Genomic DNA, 17,616 nt, shown 5'->3' with positions numbered 1-17,616 from the left:
CAGCGAAATTGTCAGAACAGGTTCGGCGCCGGAAGATATTTGCTGGCGAACAGCGGCGGTTTGCGGCCCGACGGATTGAAGCGCAGCCGATTCAGCGCAGAGCGCGCGCCACATCGTGAACGAGTACAAGGAAAATGACGAATCGAGACAATAAGTCGGCGGACTACATCGTTGTTGGCGGGGGATCGACCGGTTGCGTTGTCGCAGGGCGCCTCAGCGAAGACAAAGACGCGAGCGTCGCACTCCTCGAGGAAGGGCCATGGGACCGCAGTCCATATATCCATATCCCCGGCGCCTACTACAAGACTGCACAAGGACCGCTCCTCAAGCGCCTCCCGTGGCATCCAACCGAGGGCCAAGCGCGTACCGAAATGCCGACGATGGTCCAGGCAAGCGTGCTTGGCGGCGGAAGCTCCGTGAACGCGATGATCTACATACGTGGTGTTCCATCGGACTACGACCAATGGCGAGATTCCGGCGCGAGCGGCTGGGGCTTCGATGACGTCCTGCCCTACTTCAAACGCGCGGAAGACAACGAGCGCTTCTGCAACGATGTCCACGGCATCGGCGGCCCGCTGCGCGTGTCCGACATCCCGCATATTCATCCATTGACCAAGGCATGGCTCAAGGCCTGCCAGCAATCCGGCCTGCCGTACAACGAAGATTTCAATAGCGGGCAACCGGCCGGCTGCGGCCTTTATCAGATTACTGCACGCGATGGCCGTCGCAGCAGTGCTGCCGTTGCATACATTCATCCGGCATTGAATCGACCCAACCTGACAGTCTGTACCGGCGTGCGTGTCACGAGAATACTCATCGAAAACGGCCGTGCCGTTGGTGTCGAATTCCTGCGGAACGGAAAAATCGAGCAGATGCGAGCAAATCGCGAAGTCGTCGTTTCGGCAGGCGCGCTCGGTACCCCGAAGCTGCTGATGCTGTCCGGGATTGGGCCATCCGCCGAGTTGCAAAGGCACGGAATTACCGTCACGCAGGACCTCCCAGGCGTGGGCAGGAATCTTCAGGACCACATTGAAATTTCGCTTATCTACCAGTTGAACGGACCCTATAGCTATGACAAGTACAAGAAGCCGCACTGGAAAGCGCTTGCCGGCCTGAACTATCTGTTGTTCAGAAACGGACCGGCCGTGTCCAACTTGATTGAGGGCGGCGCGTTCTGGTGGGGCGACAAGGAAGCGTCAACGCCTGACATTCAATATTTCCTCGTTGTCGGCGCCGGGATCGAGGAAGGCGTCGACAGCGTGCCGGGAGGAAACGGCTGCACCATCAATCTCGGACAGATTCGTCCTCGCTCACGCGGCTTCGTCGAGCTGTCAAGCCCCAATCCGATGGATGTTCCTCGAGTCTTCCCCGAGTACTTCAGCGATCCATATGACCTCGAAGCGGTAGTCGACGGTTGCGAAAAGGCTATCGACATCATGGGACAGTCCGCGATCAGCAAGTACATCGCACAACGAATCGTACCGGGTAAACAGACAGCCAGTCGCGACGGATTGAGGAAATTTGTCCAGCAGGACGCGCACGCAGCGCTTCACCCGTGCGGGACTTGCCGCATGGGCACCGACAGCGACTCAGTGGTGGACCCGGCGCTACGCGTACATGGTATCGATGGGCTTAGAGTGGCGGACGCTTCCATCATGCCGAATATCATTTCGGGCAATCTCAACTCCGTCTGCATCATGATCGGCGAGAAAGCCGCTGATCTCATTTTGGGTAAAGCGCCGATGACGCGCGTCAAGCATGCATCCGTACCGATCGATTCCGAGCCGTCTCAAGTAGCTTCGTGATCCTACGCTTGAGCAACACAATCATCCCGTTCTTGACTGGATACTTGAAAATGGCCGCACAAAGCAAAACGAATGCTCTGATTTTTCATACCACGGTTTCGCGGTTTTCCAACCTGATCACCGACCTAGACACAATCGCCGCAATCGGGTTCGACGGTATCGAGCTGGGGGCGGACAAGCTGGAAGCGTACCTAGCCTCGGGCTACGGCCCCGAGGACCTGAAAGCGCTGCTCGAAAACATCTATGTCCCCGGAATGGGATTTCTGATCGATATCGAGCGGCAAGGTCAGCAGGCATCGGCAATGTACGCGCGTGCCAACGAGTTGTTCGAGCTGGCATCGCTCGCCGGCGCGCAAGGCGTGCAGGTACTGACCGGACCGGTCGACGTTCGATTGGTCGTCGAGTGGACGCAGAACGGCAGGACCGACCGCTACGCCGGCGTACTCGGCCTGCCGCATGCGCGGCAGATCTCGGCCACCGCGAAAAATCTCGCTCGACTGGCCGACATGGCCGCCGAGCGCGGCCTGGTGCTGTACCTGGAAGCGCTGTCGTGGGCGCCTATCAACGGCATCGACAAATCGATCCAGCTGATTGATGCGGCCGGCCGGGATAACGTGAAAATCGTCATCGACTACTGGCACTGCCACACATCCGGCGTGACACCCGACGACATCGCGAAGCTAGATTCGCGCGTCATCTATGGCGTGCATGTGTGCGATTCACTCCCCTTCACCGGCGGGATTCCGGACGAACAAGTGCTCCGCGATGTCCCGACCGGAGAAGGCGTAATAGACCTGCAGCAATGGACCGATGCAGTCAAGGCAACCGGTTATCGCGGATGGTGGAGTTGCGAGCTGTTCTGCAAAAAGCAGCAGCAACAGAACGCGGCATCCGTTGCCGCACAGCTCAAGAGCCTGATGGCGCGGCTCGTGGCGTGACTCGCCCGTGGCGCCCGTCGGGCGCCACCATTCGGCGTGGCGTCGCGGTCCGATCGCGAACCGCACATCGTCCGGTTTGATCGGTCACGCCCGCCAGCTCTCCGTTCGACTGCGACGTTCGCCACACGCGCCGGCGCCCCCCCCATCGACGGTGACCCGCGTGGCGAATTTTGCATGAACAATGTCCGGTCTGCCCTCTGCAATTGTCGACAAGAGCCGTATAAATTTGTCCCGTGTTTGCAATCGTCGGAGCGACTCGTTCATGCCATTCCCGTCCCGTCAGGGCCATCCGCATTACTTTCAGACGCGAAAGCCCCGCTGCCCGGCCAGTTGGTTCGGCCGATTGCTCGCGGCCGTCGCATTCACGACGACGCTCGCAAGCAGTCACACGATGGCGGCCACAGCGCCGGCGGTGCGCAACATCGTGCTCGTCCATGGCGCGTTCGCCGACGGGTCGAGCTGGCAGCCGGTCATCAGCAGGCTGCAGCGCATGGGTTATCACGTGACGGCCGTGCAGAATCCGCTCACTTCCCTCGACGATGATGTTGCCGCGACCGAGAACGTGCTGCGCCGACAAACCGGAGACGTGCTCCTGGTCGGCCATTCGTGGGCAGGCGCGGTGATTACGCAAGCCGGCAATGCCGCCAATGTGAAGGGGCTTGTTTACCTGTCGGCACTGGTTCCGGACGACGGCGAGTCAGTCGACGACCTGCTGCACAAGCTCGACGCGCCGATGACGGGCCTGTCACCAGACGCCCGAGGACTGGTATGGCTGGACGATGCCCGCCAGTTCCAGCACGTCATGGCGGGAGACCTTCCTTTTGAACAGGTCAAGGCGCTGACTTCGACTCAACAGCCGATCGCGATCGCCTGTTTCACCGGCAAGGTGCGGCATGCGGCCTGGCATGACAAGCCCCGTTGGTATCTGCAAACGACTGGCGACAACGCGCTCAAGGAAACCGTGCAGCAGGCCATCGCCCAGCGAATCGGGGCAACGGTAACGACCATTCGCTCCAGTCACATGTCGATGCTGTCTCACCCCGACGACGTCGCAAGACTGATCGATCGGGCCGCACGAACGGTTCTGCCATAACGATCTTCGGAATCCGAAGACGTTTATCTCTTCATCACTGCGAGACTGAAATGAAAATCCTGCATCTCGATTCCAGCATTCTGGGCGACAACTCCATCACGCGAGCACTGTCCGCTGCCGTCGTAGCCCATTTGCGTGCACGACATCCATCGACCGAAGTGATCTACCGCGATCTCGTCCGCGACGAAATTGCCCACTTGACCGGACCGATCGCTGCCGGGTTCCGCGACATCGCGACAGACAAATTCGACGACGATGCGACTCGCGAGCATCGGGTATCAGAAACGCTGGTGACGGAGTTTCTGGCCAGCAACGTCATTGTCGTCGGTGCGCCGATGTACAACTTCTCGGTGCCGAGTCAACTGAAAGCATGGCTGGATCGTGTCGCGCAGGCCGGACGAACCTTCAGATACACCGAGCATGGCCCGGTGGGCCTGGCCACCGACAAAAGCGTCGTCGTCGTGTCCGCCCGCGGCGGGTTTTATGCGGAAGGACCGCTGGTTCGCATGGATTTCCAGGAAAACTATCTCAAAAGTTTCTTCGGCTTCCTGGGTATAACCGATGTCCGGTTTGTCCGTGCCGAGGGGGCATCGAAAGGCCAGCCGGTACGGGACGAAGGTATCGCACGCGCCAGGGCCGCCATCGCCGACGTACGCACGCCCGATGAACAGCCCGTCAAGTAACAGGAGTCCTCCATGCTGTTTGCCATCAAGCTGAACTACACGCGTCCCGCGGAAGAGGTTCACGCTCACCTGGAATCCCACAAGGCGTGGCTCGTCAAACATGTTCAGGCGGGAAGCATTCTGTTCGCGGGGCCGCTGCAGGGAGAGGCCGCCGGTTTTTTTCTCGCCTACGCGGACCACCGGAGCGATATCGAGAAAATGATCGCCGAAGACCCGTTCGATACTCTCCGGCTGGCGACCTTCGACATCCAATGCTGTGACCCTGCGCTGTGTGCAAGCGCCTTTCCTGCGCGATGGGCAGGAGGCGCCCGGCCGGTATGACTTCCGTCGCGTTGCATCTGTCTAGCTGCCTGCAAAAATCCGGAATCGTCGCGAGACAAGACCGACCATTCACGCGGCCGGCCGAGCACTCGCCGCTTGCGGATTCGTGACAAAGCCGGCACAACACGGAATCACGCAAATCAAGCCGGCCAGCAGCCAGAACGCGGTCGACAACCCTGCTTTACTGGCGACGAAGCCGATGCCGGCCGGGCCAACGAGACTACCGCCATAACCGGTCATCGTGATCGCCACGACGGCAAGCGACGGCGACATCGCGCGTTGGGCCCCGGCCCGGCGAAACATGATCGGCACGACATTCGAGGCACCCAGCCCGATCAACAGGAAGCCTGCGAGGGCGACTGGAGCGACCGGCGCAACGAGCAGAACGACGATGCCCGCCGTGGCGATCGATCCGCCCCAGAACATCATCGACCGGTCTCCGACGCGCGTGGTCAGTATGTCGCCACTCAACCGACCGACCATCATCGCGATCGAAAAAAGCATGTAGCCCAGCCCACCCTGCGTGGCGGGAACCAGTCCTTTGCCGGAGATAAGCAACGCGCCCCAGCTGAGCAACACTCCATCGAGAAGGAATGAAATGGCCACTAGACTCGCCAGCAACAGCACAATGCCGCGCGGCACCGCAAAGAGCGGACCGCCCCGTCCCCGCGGCGTTTCTATCAGGTTGGGCCGTGCAATCAGGACCCCGGCGAACATCAGCGTCGAGCACAACAACATACTCGCGAGCACACCTGTATGCGCGGTCAGCAGAAAGGTCGCCAACGCCGAGCCACCGAATCCCCCCATGCTGTACTGGGCATGGAAACCCGACATCAGCGGCCGTCCTTCCATGCGCTCGACCTCGACCGCATTGATATTCATCGCGACATCCAGCGAACCGAGCGCCGCACCGAATCCGAACAGCGCAATACCCAACGTGACAGCGTCGTTAGCAATCGCCAGGAGCGGCAGCATCACGGCCAGCCCGACGCAACCTCCGACGACGATCGGCTTGCTGCCGAACCGGGTGCCGAGTGTGCCCGTCAACATCATTGCGATCACCGAGCCTCCCCCGACACACAGCAGCAACATGCCGAGTGTCGCCTCGTCGATGGCCGCCCGCTGTTTGATGAACGGAACGAGCGACGCCCAGCAAGCAGCGCCGAATCCGGCCACGAAGAATGCGACGCGCGTCGCGACCCGCGCTGCCGGTCGACGTGAAGTCATGCCGCGACACGCGTGAACAGACGAGTCGCGGGCGCTGTCCCGACGTCGACGCCCACCTTCCGGTATCGGCGTGAAGACGGGATACGACGGAAGCGTACGACGATCCCGGCGTTCATGCGGGCCGCCTCCCGGCGGCGGCATTTACGCTGTCGAAGGCCGCCTGCAGGCGGCTCGCCTCCAGTCGCCCGTCCGCTACCGCGCGTGCGATTGCATCGGCAACCTCACCGATCCGCGGCACCGCTTTGGGCGACAGCAACAGCAAGTCCGCGCCGGCCGCCAGCGCAGCGACAGCCACGTCGCCGAGCGCGCGATCGCCCTGGGTCGCCCGGTGATCGAGGTCGCAGGTCATCACCAGGCCGGAAAAACCCAGCTCCGTGCGCAGGACCGAAATCAGTTCAGGCGAAAGCGAAGCCGCCACCGCCGGCTGAACCGTCGGGAAGCGGGCCGGCCCCATCATCACCGCATCGACACCCTCGTCGATCCCCGCCTCGAACGGCGCCCAAAGCGACCTCAATTCGGCGAGCGAAAGCGGCACGGTGGCATCGCTCGTGGCCGGGTGGCCCACCAGTTGGGGATGCCCCGGAAAATGTTTGAGGGTGGTCTGCAGACCAGCGCGGCGAACGCCGCGCACGTACGCACGGACCATCCGCGCCGCCAGAAGCGGATCGTCGGCCAGCGTCCTGCCGCTTAGCCACAGGTTGCGGCCCGTCACGACATCGGCGGTCGGCGACAGCACCAGATTGACTCCGGTTCGCGCGACACCCGTGGCCATTTCAAAGCAGATGTCCTCCAGCTCGCGTGGCGGCATCCGTTGAGCGTCGTCCCGGCTCGGCAAGGGCGGCGTCAGCCATTGCAGCCGGTGTACGGCCGCGATGTCCGCGTCAGCCGCGAGCAGCATGTGCCCCGCACGGGCTGTCGCTTGCTCGACCGTGCCGTGCCATGCATCGAGCGTCTCGCCGCGCCGGCGCTCCGCATTCATCTGGCCCGACGCATATTCCTCGCCCGTCTCGCCGAACAGGAGACTCTTTCCGCCGTTATCGAGAAATCGGCCGATGTGATCGTCGAGTTCGAGTGTCACGAGCACCGGAAACAACACCGCATGCGCTTGGCGCGAAAGTTCGCTCATCGATTCGCCTCACTCGCTCTTGTTGCGGCCGGTGGCCTGCACGCAATCCAGTTCGCGTGCGAGCGCACGCACGCGGTTGGCCGCCTGCGCCAGCCGCGACGCGTCGAGAGCGCCGCTCCTGACGGCTTCGACGATGGTGCCGGCAATGCGGTCGAGCCCCGCTTCGCTCGACACGAGCAACAAGTCGGCACCGGCATCGAGCGCGGCGACGGCCGTGGCCTCGATGCTTCTGCCGCGCAAGATACCGGGCGCATCGAGATCGTCGGAAATAATGAGCCCGTGGAACGAGAATTCGTGACGCAACAACGAAAGCGTATCGCGCGACGTGCTCGATGGATGCGCGACATCGATGGCAGGCACCAGCGCGGGCCCCGCCATGACAGCCTTGACGCCGCTGGCGATCAATGCACGAAATACATCAAGTGTCGGCTCAAGGTCGGCGAGCACACCGCCCACGATTGCCTCATCGAGCGCCGGATCGAGTTCCGTGACCGGATGCCCGGGAAAATGCTTGGCGGTTGCCGCAACACCCGCCGATTGCACGCCCTGCACGAACGCGCGGGCAATGCGCAGCACATCGGCGGCAGCGCCGAGATGTCGCCCGTCGAGCCAAGGATTCGCGCCCGTCACGACATCGGCGATCGGCGACAGAAACAGATTGATGCCCAGTTCGCGCGCCGCGGCCGCGACGGCGGCGGATCGTTCCTCGATCGTATCGGTGCCGGCGCGCAGTGCTTCTTCCAGCGACGGAAGTGCGGGCACGAGATCATGCAATCGTCGTATCCCGCCGAGTTCCTGATCGACGGCGACCAGAACGCCTGCCCCTGCCCGCCGCCGGGTCGCTTCGACGACGTCCGTGAAGTGCGCGGCGGTCTCCTCGGTTCGGCGCTTCGCGCTCATCACGCGGCCGACGTACTCGTCGCGCGTCTCGCCCAGCAGTATCGACACGCCGCCCCGGTCGAGATATCGGCACACGTCGTCGCTGAGCGTCAGGCCCGCGAATGCCGGTAACAGAACGGCGTAAGCGTCTCGATCGTAATCGTTCACAGCAGGACTCCCCTGTATAAGGTGCAAATTTCGCTACGACGGTCGCCGAGCCCACACGAATTCGCGCTATGCGGTCGTTATGGTCGATACGGTTGACACAACCGGCGGTTTTCACTTGCAAGGCGCTCGGCGGATTGCATGCCGGCATGCTCTCCATAGAAAAATGTCCGGGCAAGTTCGCTATTCGCCATTTTGCGACGCACAGCGAAGCAGATCGAGCGTCGGTCTGCGCATCCTCGAGATGCGCGAGGCTTTGAACCGCGTCGATCGCCCGCGGCGAGATATCCCGACATACCCATTGCGCCTCCTGGTAGCGTCATCGTGCGTCTCGAAACGGACAATCGCGAAATTGCATACGTCAATTTGCCTTCCGATACTCGCCGGGCGCTCATGCATAGCCACGCACGAGCGGGAACCGGCGAAGGTCGATGTCATCTGAGGAGAGTGGATTGTGAAGGCAAAAACAATATTGCGGCGTATTTCGGCACGGGCGGTCGCATCGACCGTCGCGAGCTTTTCCATGGTCGGCATGGCCGGCGCACAAACGCAAACGGTCGAGGTCGTCCATCAATGGACCTCCAGCAGCGAAGCCTATGCGCTCCAGGCGCTCAAGGACGCCTTGCAGAAGAAGGGGATCGGATGGAAAGACAGCGCGATCGCCGGCAACGACGGTGCCAATCAACAACAGGCGTTGCAGGCGCGGCTGGCTGCCGGGAGCGCCCCGGCAGCGGCACAGGCCCAGCCGCAGCTGCTTTTTTCGTATGCCGAACAAAACGAGCTCACGAATCTCGACAGCCTCGCGAAGGCCGGCAACTGGGACAAGCTGATCGCCCCCGAGCTGATTCCTTACGTGAAGTACAAGAACGACTGGTATGGCGTCCCGGTCAACGAGCACCGCGAGAACATGTTCTGGATCAATGCCAAGATCCTGCAGAAGTACGGCGGCAAAGTCCCGACCACCTGGGATGAATTCAACGCGCTGGCCGAGCGCATGAAGAAGGACGGCATCATCCCGGTCGCGCTGGGCGGCGAGGACTGGCAGGAAGCGGAGATCTTCAGCGATCTCGTCATCGGCATCGGCGGCCCCGCCTTTTACAAGAAGGCGATCATCGATCACGATCCCGCGACGATCCAGGGCCCCACCATGCTCAAGGTATTCGATCAATTGCGCAAGATCATCGGCTTCACGGATCCGAACCGGGCCGGTCGAGACTGGAACGTGGCAACGCAAATGGTCATCGATGGCAAGGCAGCGATGCAGATCCATGCGGACTGGGCAAAGGGCGAGTTCCTCCGGGCAGGCAAGAAACCCGGCGTCGACTTCGTATGTGCGGCGACGCCGGGAAGCGGTCACGCATTCGTGTGGGTCGTCGACACAATGACGTTCTTCAAACAGAAGAATCCCGCCGCAGCGGCCAATCAGGCGACGCTCGCCAATCTGGCCATCAGCTCCGACGTGCAGGAGAACTTCAATTTGCGCAAAGGTTCGATCCCCGCGCGGCTCGATGTGCCGCAATCGAAATTCGACGACTGCGCCAAGCTGAATTTCGCCGACCGTGCTGCAGCCGCTAAATCGGGCGCAGTGGTCCCGTCGTTCATCGAGAATGCCGCGTTGGAACGTGACATTCGCGCGTCATTCGTCGACGTGATTACGCAATTCGTGAACACGCCGTCGATGACTTCCGCCACTGCCGTCAAGAAGCTGGCAACCGCAGCAAAGAACAACTGACGTCGCCGGTGTTGTCCCGCTCCGTCCGGGGCGGGACCCGTCTATCCGCTGGATTTCCCTTCAATCGAATGGCCGATGCGCGTGCGCGGCAACCTGCAAGCCGCCGTCATCCGCCTGATCCCCAATTAGCGAATGCGACGGGCCGTCCGCGCCGTGCTGCCACCTGCGCGCGCAGGCGTCCGACCATATCGATGTCGCGGTCGGAATCAGCACGCCGTGGAACGGCCCGATTCATGTGTCCAGAGCAGGTGACAGGCAGCTCAGAACTTGTGGCGCAGGCCGACGATCGCGACGATCTGGGAATTCGCCCCCGAATTGACGTCGTAAGAGCCGATCACCGCTTGAGCGCTGCCCTGGCCGTTGTCGCCGCTCGCGTGCTGATAGCCGGCCGTCGCATAGAGGTCGGTCCGTTTGCTCAGCAGATAGTCGACGCCGAGATTGGCCTGGTGATAGGTCGCCGACGAATGGCCGCCCGAGCGCGTGTAGTTGTAGCCGCCGATCACCTGGAATGTCGGTGTCGCCATCCAGCTCGCGAACACGGAGCCGTTCTGGAAGTGCTGCGAACCCGCGAACGTCGACGCGCCGTCCGACGTATATCGCGTGTACGAGTACGCCGCGCCGGCCGTGACCGGCCCGACGACGTACTGTGCACCGATTCGCCCGATATCGATGCCGCGGGCAGTTGCGTACGCGGCATTGACGGCGCTGTTGAAGAAACTGTCCGCGCTCGTCGTGCCGCGTGCCGACGTCCTGGCGTTGCCGTTGTCCACGTGCAGGAACCCGCCCGCCACGCTGAGCGCGCCGCCGCTGTAGGCCGCCGCGGCCGACCAGCTTTGCCCCGAGCCTGTCGATCCCGCGACGCCGCCGAACGCATACATGGTCTCGACCGTGACACCGCCCCACGACGGGCTCGTCCACTTGACCGCGCTATTGAAACGCGCGCTGTCGTCGTAGTTGTCGATATCGCCCGGCGGCGCGAACAGGCCGCTGTATGAATCGGCAGTGATCGGCTGAATCAGATCGGTCACCGGATCGTATTGCCGACCCAACGTGACCGTTCCGAAACGCGTGCTGCCGAGTCCGACGAACGCCTGCCGCCCGAACATGCGGCCGTCGTTCTGCAACTGACCCGAGCCGAGATCGAAGCCGTTCTCGAGCTGGAAGCTCGCGGACAAGCCGCCGCCGAGATCCTCGGTGCCCTTGAGCCCCCATTCGTTTCCGGACAGATTTCCGGCCGACATCTTCCATTGCGACGATTGTCCGCCGCTGTTGTGAATGTACGCGATGCCGGTATCGACGATGCCGTAAAGCGTGACCGAGCTTTGCGCATGCACGCCGGCCGCGTAAGCGGTAATCGACAGGGAGATCGCCGAGATGACTTTTCTTTTCATTTCACTTGTCCGTCCACGAAGTACACATCGATCAAAGCGGTGTTGATGCGTCTCCCGCATACCGCTCCGTTTCTTGCCGTCGCCATGAAAACCATCCTGAACGACGGGCGTACGGTGCGGAGGCCGTCATGCGGCGGCTGATCGTCACCCCTCCTGCCGTTTGACGATTGCCGCGTGTTCCGGTCGGGCTGCCGTCCGGCACGCGTTGCGTCGGACGAAAACCCGCTCACTGCCTCCTCACCCGCGACGCAGTATTGAAGTCCAATAAAGGCCGCTCAATTTCGCAAAGACATAATTTGTGTCGCACTACGACGCACTTGCACTCACGCCGTGAATAGGGCTTTCGCGCGCCCTGGAGCCGCACCAATCCGATCGCTTCAACGCCAAAAAAAACGGCACTCTTTCGAGTGCCGAATCGCTGCCCGACCTTGCCGCCCGATGTCAGTCCGCTCGCCTTCCGAAGCGACGGACGCGGATATCGGCCTGCTCCTTGTGCCCCGCAAAGCCCTCCATTGCACACAGTCGCGAGCAGTATTCACCGAGCATGGCCGATGCTTCATCGGTCAGCACCCGCTGATAAGTGCAGGTCTTGATGAATTTGCCGACCCACAGCCCACCGGTATAGCGTGCGGCCTTCGTCGTCGGCAACGTGTGGTTCGTGCCGATCACCTTGTCGCCATACGACACATTGGTACGGTCGCCGAGGAACAGCGCACCGTAGTTCGTCATGTGCTCGAGGAAATAAAGCGGATCGCGCGTCATGACCTGAACGTGCTCGGAGGCGATCCGATCGGCTTCTTCGACCATTTCGTCAACGGTGTCGCACAGGATGATCTCGCCATAGTCGCGCCACGCGACCGAGGCGACGGCCGCGGTCGGCAACACCGCGAGCTGGCGCTCGATTTCCGCCGGCAAGCCATCCGCGAGCTTGCCGGAATTCGTCAGGAACACGACCGGCGAATTCACGCCATGCTCGGCCTGGCCAAGCAGGTCGGCTGCAACGATCTCGACATCCGACGAATCGTCAGCGATGACAAGCGTCTCCGTCGGGCCCGCGATCAGGTCGATCCCGATCTTGCCGAACAGCTGGCGCTTCGCTTCGGCCACGTAGGCATTGCCCGGGCCGACGATCATGTCGACGGGCTCGAACTGATCCGTACCGAGTGCCAATGCGGCAATCGCCTGAACGCCGCCGACGCAATAGATCTCGTCCGCTCCCGCGAGATGCATCGCCGTGACGATCGCCGGGTGCGGCTTTCCGTCGAACGGCGGCGCCACGGCCACCACACGCTTGACACCGGCAACCTTGGCCGTAAGCACGCTCATATGAGCAGAAGCCAGCAGCGGATACTTCCCGCCCGGGATATAGCAGCCGACGGAATTCACCGGAATGTTCCGGTGACCGAGCACGACACCCGGCAGCGTCTCGACTTCGATGTCACGCAGCGCATCCTTCTGCGCCAGGGCAAACCGGCGAACTTGCTGCTGCGCGAACTTGATGTCGTCCAGTTCGCGTTCCGACAGGGTCGCGACACACGCGCTGATCTCCGCGTCCGACAGACGAAAGGAGGCCGGATTCCATTTGTCGAACCGCATCGAGTATTCGCGCACGGCAGCGTCTCCGTTGGCGGCGACATCCGCGATGATCTGTTCGACCGTATCGCGCACCTGCTTCGCGATCTCGAGTTGTGCCTCCATCGGCTTGCTTTTCTTAAGATGCTGGATCACAAAAATCTCCAAGAGTGGTTCCCGATCATGCAGCGCGATGCTCGCGTTGCGACGGTGCACGATCCGAACGAGTTCGATCACACGAGCAAATTTTCGCGGTCCGAATTTGCCGACACAATTTCGCATCCGCGTCGAAGCTGACGCGACATGACGCACCGCGCCGACGCACATGCCGATGCGCGTCCCCTCCCCCGTTTCGCCGCGCGACGCGAGACCCGGGGCGCTCGGCCGCCCTCTTCTGCCGTGCTCCGGATCGAGGGCTTTCCAGTGCTTGACATCGTCATTTTGGGCGCGCAGCATTTCGTCACCTTATACGTATAAGTTCCATTGAATAAGGAGTGAAGTCATGACTCGAGTTCTTCATCTGTACGGCGGCTGGCCGGGGCACTACCCGTATGAAGTCGCTGCATGGACGCGCGGACTGTTCGACGAACTGGGCTGGGAGGTCGAAGGTTCGACCGACATCTTTACGCTCGATCGCGATCTGTCCGCCTTCGATTTGATCGTGATCGGCTGGAACAACGCCGTCACGACCGAGACGCTGACGGCGTCCCAGGAGAAGCATCTGCTGGACGCCGTCGAGAACGGCACGGGTCTCGCCGCCTGGCACGGCGCCGCCGCGGCATTTCGCGCAAGCCTTCGGTATCACATGGTGCTCGGCGGGTCTTTCATCGAGCACCCTGCCGGCGAGGGCTATCCGCATCCGTACATGGTCAACGTGATCGATCACGACCATCCGGTCACGCACGGCGTCGAAGATTTCGAAGTCCGTTCGGAGCAGTACTACATGCAGGTCGATCCGAACAATCACGTGCTGGCCGAAACGACCTTCGACGGCAAGCCGTTCCCGTGGCTGGCCGGCAATCGCAGCCCGGTCGCATGGGTCAAGCAGTGGGGACGCGGTCGCGTCTTCTACCACTCGATCGGCCACGACGTCGGCAACCTGTCCGACATCAACGTTCGCCGCCTCACGATGCAAGGCCTGCAATGGGCCGCGCGACCGGCTGCGTAACGTAGTCAGTGAAGTTCCGCGCGGGCCGCCGTTGTCGCGCGCGGGTGTCCTCAAATTCCAGTCAGGATAGAAAAATGGCAAAGCTTACCGGAAGTCAAATCGTCGCCCAGACGTTGAAGAACTACGGTGTCGAATACGTTGCCGGCATTCCCGGTCACGGCATCTGGACGCTGACGGATGCGTTCCTCGAGAAGGACTCGGAGATTCGCTTCATCCAGGTATTTCACGAGCAAAGTGCGGTCCATCTGGCCGACGGCTACTACCGCGTGTCGGGCAAGCCGATGGCGGCGGTCACGTCGATCGGCGCAGGCGCGAGCAATACGGTCATCGGGATGGCAACGGCCTTTACCGATTCGACGAGCGTCATGCTCATCACCGGCGGGCCGCCCACGCACATGCGCGGTCACGGCCTGCTTCAGGAACTCGAACGCTACGTCGACAACGATTTTCCGAAGATCGCCGAAGCCGTGTCCAAGCGCCATTGGGTGGCACAGCGCGTCGAGGAGCTGCCGTTCATCATGCATCGTGCATTCAGTTCGATGCTGACCGGCCGCCCTGGACCGGTTCACGTCGAGATTCCGATGGACACGCAGGCCGAGGCCGCGGAAGTCACGCTGCACCAGCTCGAGGAACGCGTGCCGCTCGGCAAGGTGTATCCGGATCCCGTCGCGGTCGACAAGGCAGCCGACGTGCTGCGGCAGGCCAAGCGCCCGGTGATGGTCATCGGCGGCGGCGTCATCACCGGCGAAGCGGCTGCGGAAGTGCTTGCGCTCGCCGAGAAGTGGCAGATTCCGGTCGTCACCACCTGGAACGGCAAGAGCGGTTTCCCCGAAGACCATGCGCTGTTCGCGGGGAGTGTCGGCCAAACCGGCACGATGTGCGGCAACAAGGTCGCGTCGAGCGCGGACGTGATCATCGCGGTCGGCTGCCGCTTCACCGACTGGTCGTCGTCGAGCTACGCGAAAGGCGTCACGTTCTCGATTCCGCCCGGCAAGCTGATCCACATCGACATCGATCCGCACGAGATCGGCAAGAACTATCCGGTCGCCGTCGGCATCGTGGCCGACGCCAAGTACGCGCTCGCACACATCGTCGAGGCGCTCGAAGGCGATTCGGCTGACCGCGGCGCATATCTGTCCGAGGTCGCCGCACACAAGGCGGAATGGGAAGCCAAGCTCGCCACGCGCCGCGATTCCGACCGCTTCCCGTTCACGTCGCAACGGCCGCTCGGCGCGCTGCGCAAGATCTTCCCGCGCGACACCATCGTGGTAGTCGGCTCAGGCAACACCCAGGGCGCGGTCAAACAGACCTTCCCGGTCTACACGCCGCGTACCCACCTGACCTCCGGCGGCTTTTCGTCGATGGGTTGGGCGGTTCCCGCGGCCATCGGGGCGAAGCTCGCGAAGCCGGAAAGCCCGGTGGTATGCATCCTCGGTGACGGCGACTTCCTGATGACGTCGCAGGAAATCGCGATTTGCGTCACCAACAACCTGCCGGTGATCTTCATCGTCCAGAACAATGCCGGGTATATGTCGATTCGCGGCGGCCAGCGCAAGCAGACGAGCCGTCATATCGGTACCGAGTTCAACTATCCGGACGGACGCCCGTACTCGCCCGACTTCGAGGCAGTCGGCAAGGCGTTCGGTCTCAAGTCGTGGCGCGTCAACAGCAATGACGAACTCGAGCCGATTCTCCAGCAGGCGCTTGAAAGCAACGAGCCATGCCTGATCGAGATTCCGACGGATCGCGACGCGGCCGGCCCGTGGGTGCCGGGCTGGTGGGATTTCCCGATTCCGGCCTATATCGACGACGAGCGACAGGAAGAATACGCACAATTCCGCAAATCAGAGCAACATCTGTAAGGTAGTCAGCGCATGAGCGATGCAACGCTTGTTCATCGCCCGGCGTCCGATCTGTCCAGCTTCGCGCCGGTTCTCCGGCGCGAAGTCCCGACGGTCGTGCCCGGCAGCGATGGAATCATTACCTGCGACGTGGTCATCGTGGGATCCGGCATGGGCGGCTCGAGTTTCGCGCAGGGCATCTCGGGTCACGGTCTCGACGTGCTTATCGTCGAGCGTGGCGATTTCCTGCCTCGTGAAATCCAGAACTGGCAGGCCGAGGCCGTATTTCGCGAAGGACGCTACCGCAACGCGGAGTCGTGGGTCGACGACGCCGGCAAGCCGTTTTCACCCGGGGTCTTCTACTACGTCGGCGGCAACACGAAGGTCTTCGGTGCCATGCTTCCACGGTTCAGGGAAGCCGATTTCGGCGCGATTCAGCACGCCGAAGGGATCTCGCCCGCGTGGCCGATCACTTACGCCGACATGGAGCCGTACTACGCGGCCGCGGAGCGGCTTTACAACGTCCATGGCGCGAGCGGCCAGGATCCGACCGATCCGTGGCGCTCCGGCGACTATCCGTTTCCCGCGCTGGAACACGACCCTGCGTTGTGGCCGCTCGATGCGGCCATGCGTGCGCAAGGCCTTCGTCCGTTCGTGATGCCAGCGGCCGTCAACTACGGCCGCGAACGGCCGTGCGTGCTCTGCTCGACCTGCGACGGCTATCCATGCCTCGTCGATGCGAAAGGCGATGCCGAAGTGTCCGTGCTGAGGCCGCTCGTCGGCGGAGGCGGCGCACGGCTGATGGTGCGCACCCGTATCGATCGTCTCGTCATGTCGGCCGACGGCACGCGCATCGAGGAGGCAGTCGGCGTTCGCGACGGGCAACCGGTTCGCATCCGCGCCAAGCGGTTCGTCCTTGCGTGCGGCGCAGTGAACTCGGCGGCGCTTCTGCTGCGATCGGCCGATCGCGCGCATCCGGCCGGCATCGGCAACCGTTCGGGCATGCTCGGCCGAAACTATATGGTTCACAACAGCACGTTCATGCTCGCCGTCGATCCGCGTCGAGCCAACGACGTGCTTTTCCAGAAAACGCTCGCGGTCAACGACTGGTATTTGCGCTCCCCGCAGAACGCGTTCCCGCTCGGTAACGTGCAGATGCTCGGCAAGATCCGCGAACCGATGGTGACGGGCATGTATCCATGGCTGCCAAAGGCCATTTCGCGCTACATGACCAACCATAGCGTCGATCTGTACCTGACCAGCGAGGATCTTCCCGATCCGGAGAACCGCATCACCGTCGACCCGCAGTCGGGTCGCATCCGCATCAGGTGGCGCGCCAACAATCTGCGGGCACACCGGGCGCTCGTGAAGAAGACGGTCGCGATGATGCGGCGGGCCGGGTATCCGCTCGTGTTGACGAAGCGCATGGGGATTGCGACCAACTCGCATCAATGCGGCACGGCCGTGATGGGCAACGATCCGCGTACGAGCGTGCTCGACACGAACTGCAGGCTTCACGACGTGGAAAACGCCTGGATCGTCGACAGTTCGTGGTTCCCGTCATCCGCGGCGGTCAATCCGGCGCTCACGATCGCCGCGAATGCGCTTCGTGTGGCCAGGCAGTTCGTCGGTCACTGAAGCGTAGCCTGCCCATACGTCGCGCTACGCCGGCCGC

14 protein-coding genes are annotated in these 17,616 nt (G+C 62.4%); 9 read left to right on the top strand and 5 right to left on the bottom strand.

Annotation, left to right across the window (positions count from 1 at the left end):
- Nucleotides 1-134 precede the first annotated feature (134 nt).
- From AC5LXX_RS31390 to AC5LXX_RS31370, 5 genes are all read left to right on the top strand, one after another.
- Nucleotides 135-1,805, top strand: coding sequence for a GMC family oxidoreductase (locus AC5LXX_RS31390; RefSeq protein ID WP_493414018.1), 1,671 nt, complete (start codon nucleotides 135-137; stop codon nucleotides 1,803-1,805).
- Nucleotides 1,806-1,855: 50 nt separating this feature from the next.
- Entirely contained in the window at nucleotides 1,856-2,743 is an 888-nt protein-coding gene (locus AC5LXX_RS31385) for a sugar phosphate isomerase/epimerase family protein (protein WP_493414017.1), read from the top strand.
- 262 nt (nucleotides 2,744-3,005) lie between these two features.
- Nucleotides 3,006-3,836 (top strand): alpha/beta fold hydrolase, encoded by an 831-nt coding sequence (locus tag AC5LXX_RS31380; protein ID WP_493414016.1) that lies wholly within the window; start codon nucleotides 3,006-3,008, stop codon nucleotides 3,834-3,836.
- A gap of 50 nt (nucleotides 3,837-3,886) precedes the next feature.
- The gene (locus AC5LXX_RS31375) at nucleotides 3,887-4,519 is read left to right on the top strand and encodes an FMN-dependent NADH-azoreductase (protein WP_493414015.1); all 633 of its coding nucleotides are present in this window, start codon (nucleotides 3,887-3,889) and stop codon (nucleotides 4,517-4,519) included.
- A gap of 12 nt (nucleotides 4,520-4,531) precedes the next feature.
- Nucleotides 4,532-4,840 (top strand): YciI family protein, encoded by a 309-nt coding sequence (locus tag AC5LXX_RS31370; RefSeq protein ID WP_493414014.1) that lies wholly within the window; start codon nucleotides 4,532-4,534, stop codon nucleotides 4,838-4,840.
- Between the two features lie 69 nt (nucleotides 4,841-4,909).
- On the opposite strand, the gene AC5LXX_RS31365 is transcribed toward AC5LXX_RS31370, so the two are convergent.
- The 3 genes from AC5LXX_RS31365 to AC5LXX_RS31355 all read right to left on the bottom strand — a co-directional run bounded on the left by AC5LXX_RS31365 (nucleotide 4,910) and on the right by AC5LXX_RS31355 (nucleotide 8,240).
- A complete protein-coding gene (locus tag AC5LXX_RS31365; protein WP_493414013.1) occupies nucleotides 4,910-6,067 on the bottom strand; it encodes an MFS transporter in 1,158 nt (385 codons plus the stop codon).
- 112 nt (nucleotides 6,068-6,179) lie between these two features.
- Entirely contained in the window at nucleotides 6,180-7,193 is a 1,014-nt protein-coding gene (locus tag AC5LXX_RS31360) for a glycoside hydrolase family 3 N-terminal domain-containing protein (RefSeq protein ID WP_493414012.1), read from the bottom strand.
- Nucleotides 7,194-7,202: 9 nt separating this feature from the next.
- On the bottom strand, nucleotides 7,203-8,240 hold the full coding sequence (locus tag AC5LXX_RS31355) for a glycoside hydrolase family 3 N-terminal domain-containing protein (protein ID WP_493414011.1): 1,038 nt from the start codon (nucleotides 8,238-8,240) through the stop codon (nucleotides 7,203-7,205).
- 451 nt (nucleotides 8,241-8,691) lie between these two features.
- Between AC5LXX_RS31355 and AC5LXX_RS31350 the strand changes: the two genes are divergently transcribed.
- Nucleotides 8,692-9,969, top strand: coding sequence for an ABC transporter substrate-binding protein (locus AC5LXX_RS31350; protein ID WP_493414010.1), 1,278 nt, complete (start codon nucleotides 8,692-8,694; stop codon nucleotides 9,967-9,969).
- 260 nt (nucleotides 9,970-10,229) lie between these two features.
- On the opposite strand, the gene AC5LXX_RS31345 is transcribed toward AC5LXX_RS31350, so the two are convergent.
- Together AC5LXX_RS31345 and hisD are read right to left on the bottom strand one after the other, a co-directional pair.
- Nucleotides 10,230-11,360 (bottom strand): porin, encoded by a 1,131-nt coding sequence (locus tag AC5LXX_RS31345; protein WP_493414009.1) that lies wholly within the window; start codon nucleotides 11,358-11,360, stop codon nucleotides 10,230-10,232.
- A 441-nt stretch (nucleotides 11,361-11,801) separates the two neighbouring features.
- Nucleotides 11,802-13,088 (bottom strand): histidinol dehydrogenase, encoded by a 1,287-nt coding sequence (gene hisD, locus AC5LXX_RS31340; protein ID WP_059708614.1) that lies wholly within the window; start codon nucleotides 13,086-13,088, stop codon nucleotides 11,802-11,804.
- A gap of 346 nt (nucleotides 13,089-13,434) precedes the next feature.
- Between hisD and AC5LXX_RS31335 the strand changes: the two genes are divergently transcribed.
- From AC5LXX_RS31335 to AC5LXX_RS31325, 3 genes are all read left to right on the top strand, one after another.
- On the top strand, nucleotides 13,435-14,100 hold the full coding sequence (locus tag AC5LXX_RS31335) for a ThuA domain-containing protein (protein WP_059708513.1): 666 nt from the start codon (nucleotides 13,435-13,437) through the stop codon (nucleotides 14,098-14,100).
- 74 nt (nucleotides 14,101-14,174) lie between these two features.
- Nucleotides 14,175-15,962, top strand: a complete 1,788-nt coding sequence (locus AC5LXX_RS31330; protein ID WP_493414008.1) for a thiamine pyrophosphate-binding protein — start codon at nucleotides 14,175-14,177, stop codon at nucleotides 15,960-15,962.
- A gap of 12 nt (nucleotides 15,963-15,974) precedes the next feature.
- Nucleotides 15,975-17,579: a GMC oxidoreductase gene (locus AC5LXX_RS31325; RefSeq protein ID WP_493414007.1), complete on the top strand. Its 1,605-nt coding sequence runs from the start codon at nucleotides 15,975-15,977 to the stop codon at nucleotides 17,577-17,579.
- Nucleotides 17,580-17,616: the final 37 nt, after the last annotated feature.

Source organism: Burkholderia torrens, from assembly GCF_984668525.1.
The sequence above is the reverse complement of the archived record's forward strand: the minus strand, read 5'-3'. Positions and strand labels throughout refer to the sequence as shown.

Bases quoted from the DNA above. Each gene is read 5' to 3' on its own strand.
- AC5LXX_RS31370 (WP_493414014.1), top strand. From the start codon at position 4,532: ATGCTGTTTGCCATCAAGCTGAACTACACGCGTCCCGCGGAAGAGGTT.
- AC5LXX_RS31365 (WP_493414013.1), bottom strand. From the start codon at position 6,067: ATGACTTCACGTCGACCGGCAGCGCGGGTCGCGACGCGCGTCGCATTC.
- AC5LXX_RS31330 (WP_493414008.1), top strand. From the start codon at position 14,175: ATGGCAAAGCTTACCGGAAGTCAAATCGTCGCCCAGACGTTGAAGAAC.
- AC5LXX_RS31335 (WP_059708513.1), top strand. From the start codon at position 13,435: ATGACTCGAGTTCTTCATCTGTACGGCGGCTGGCCGGGGCACTACCCG.
- AC5LXX_RS31345 (WP_493414009.1), bottom strand. From the start codon at position 11,360: ATGAAAAGAAAAGTCATCTCGGCGATCTCCCTGTCGATTACCGCTTAC.
- AC5LXX_RS31360 (WP_493414012.1), bottom strand. From the start codon at position 7,193: ATGAGCGAACTTTCGCGCCAAGCGCATGCGGTGTTGTTTCCGGTGCTC.
- AC5LXX_RS31385 (WP_493414017.1), top strand. From the start codon at position 1,856: ATGGCCGCACAAAGCAAAACGAATGCTCTGATTTTTCATACCACGGTT.
- AC5LXX_RS31325 (WP_493414007.1), top strand. From the start codon at position 15,975: ATGAGCGATGCAACGCTTGTTCATCGCCCGGCGTCCGATCTGTCCAGC.
- AC5LXX_RS31375 (WP_493414015.1), top strand. From the start codon at position 3,887: ATGAAAATCCTGCATCTCGATTCCAGCATTCTGGGCGACAACTCCATC.
- AC5LXX_RS31380 (WP_493414016.1), top strand. From the start codon at position 3,006: ATGCCATTCCCGTCCCGTCAGGGCCATCCGCATTACTTTCAGACGCGA.
- AC5LXX_RS31390 (WP_493414018.1), top strand. From the start codon at position 135: ATGACGAATCGAGACAATAAGTCGGCGGACTACATCGTTGTTGGCGGG.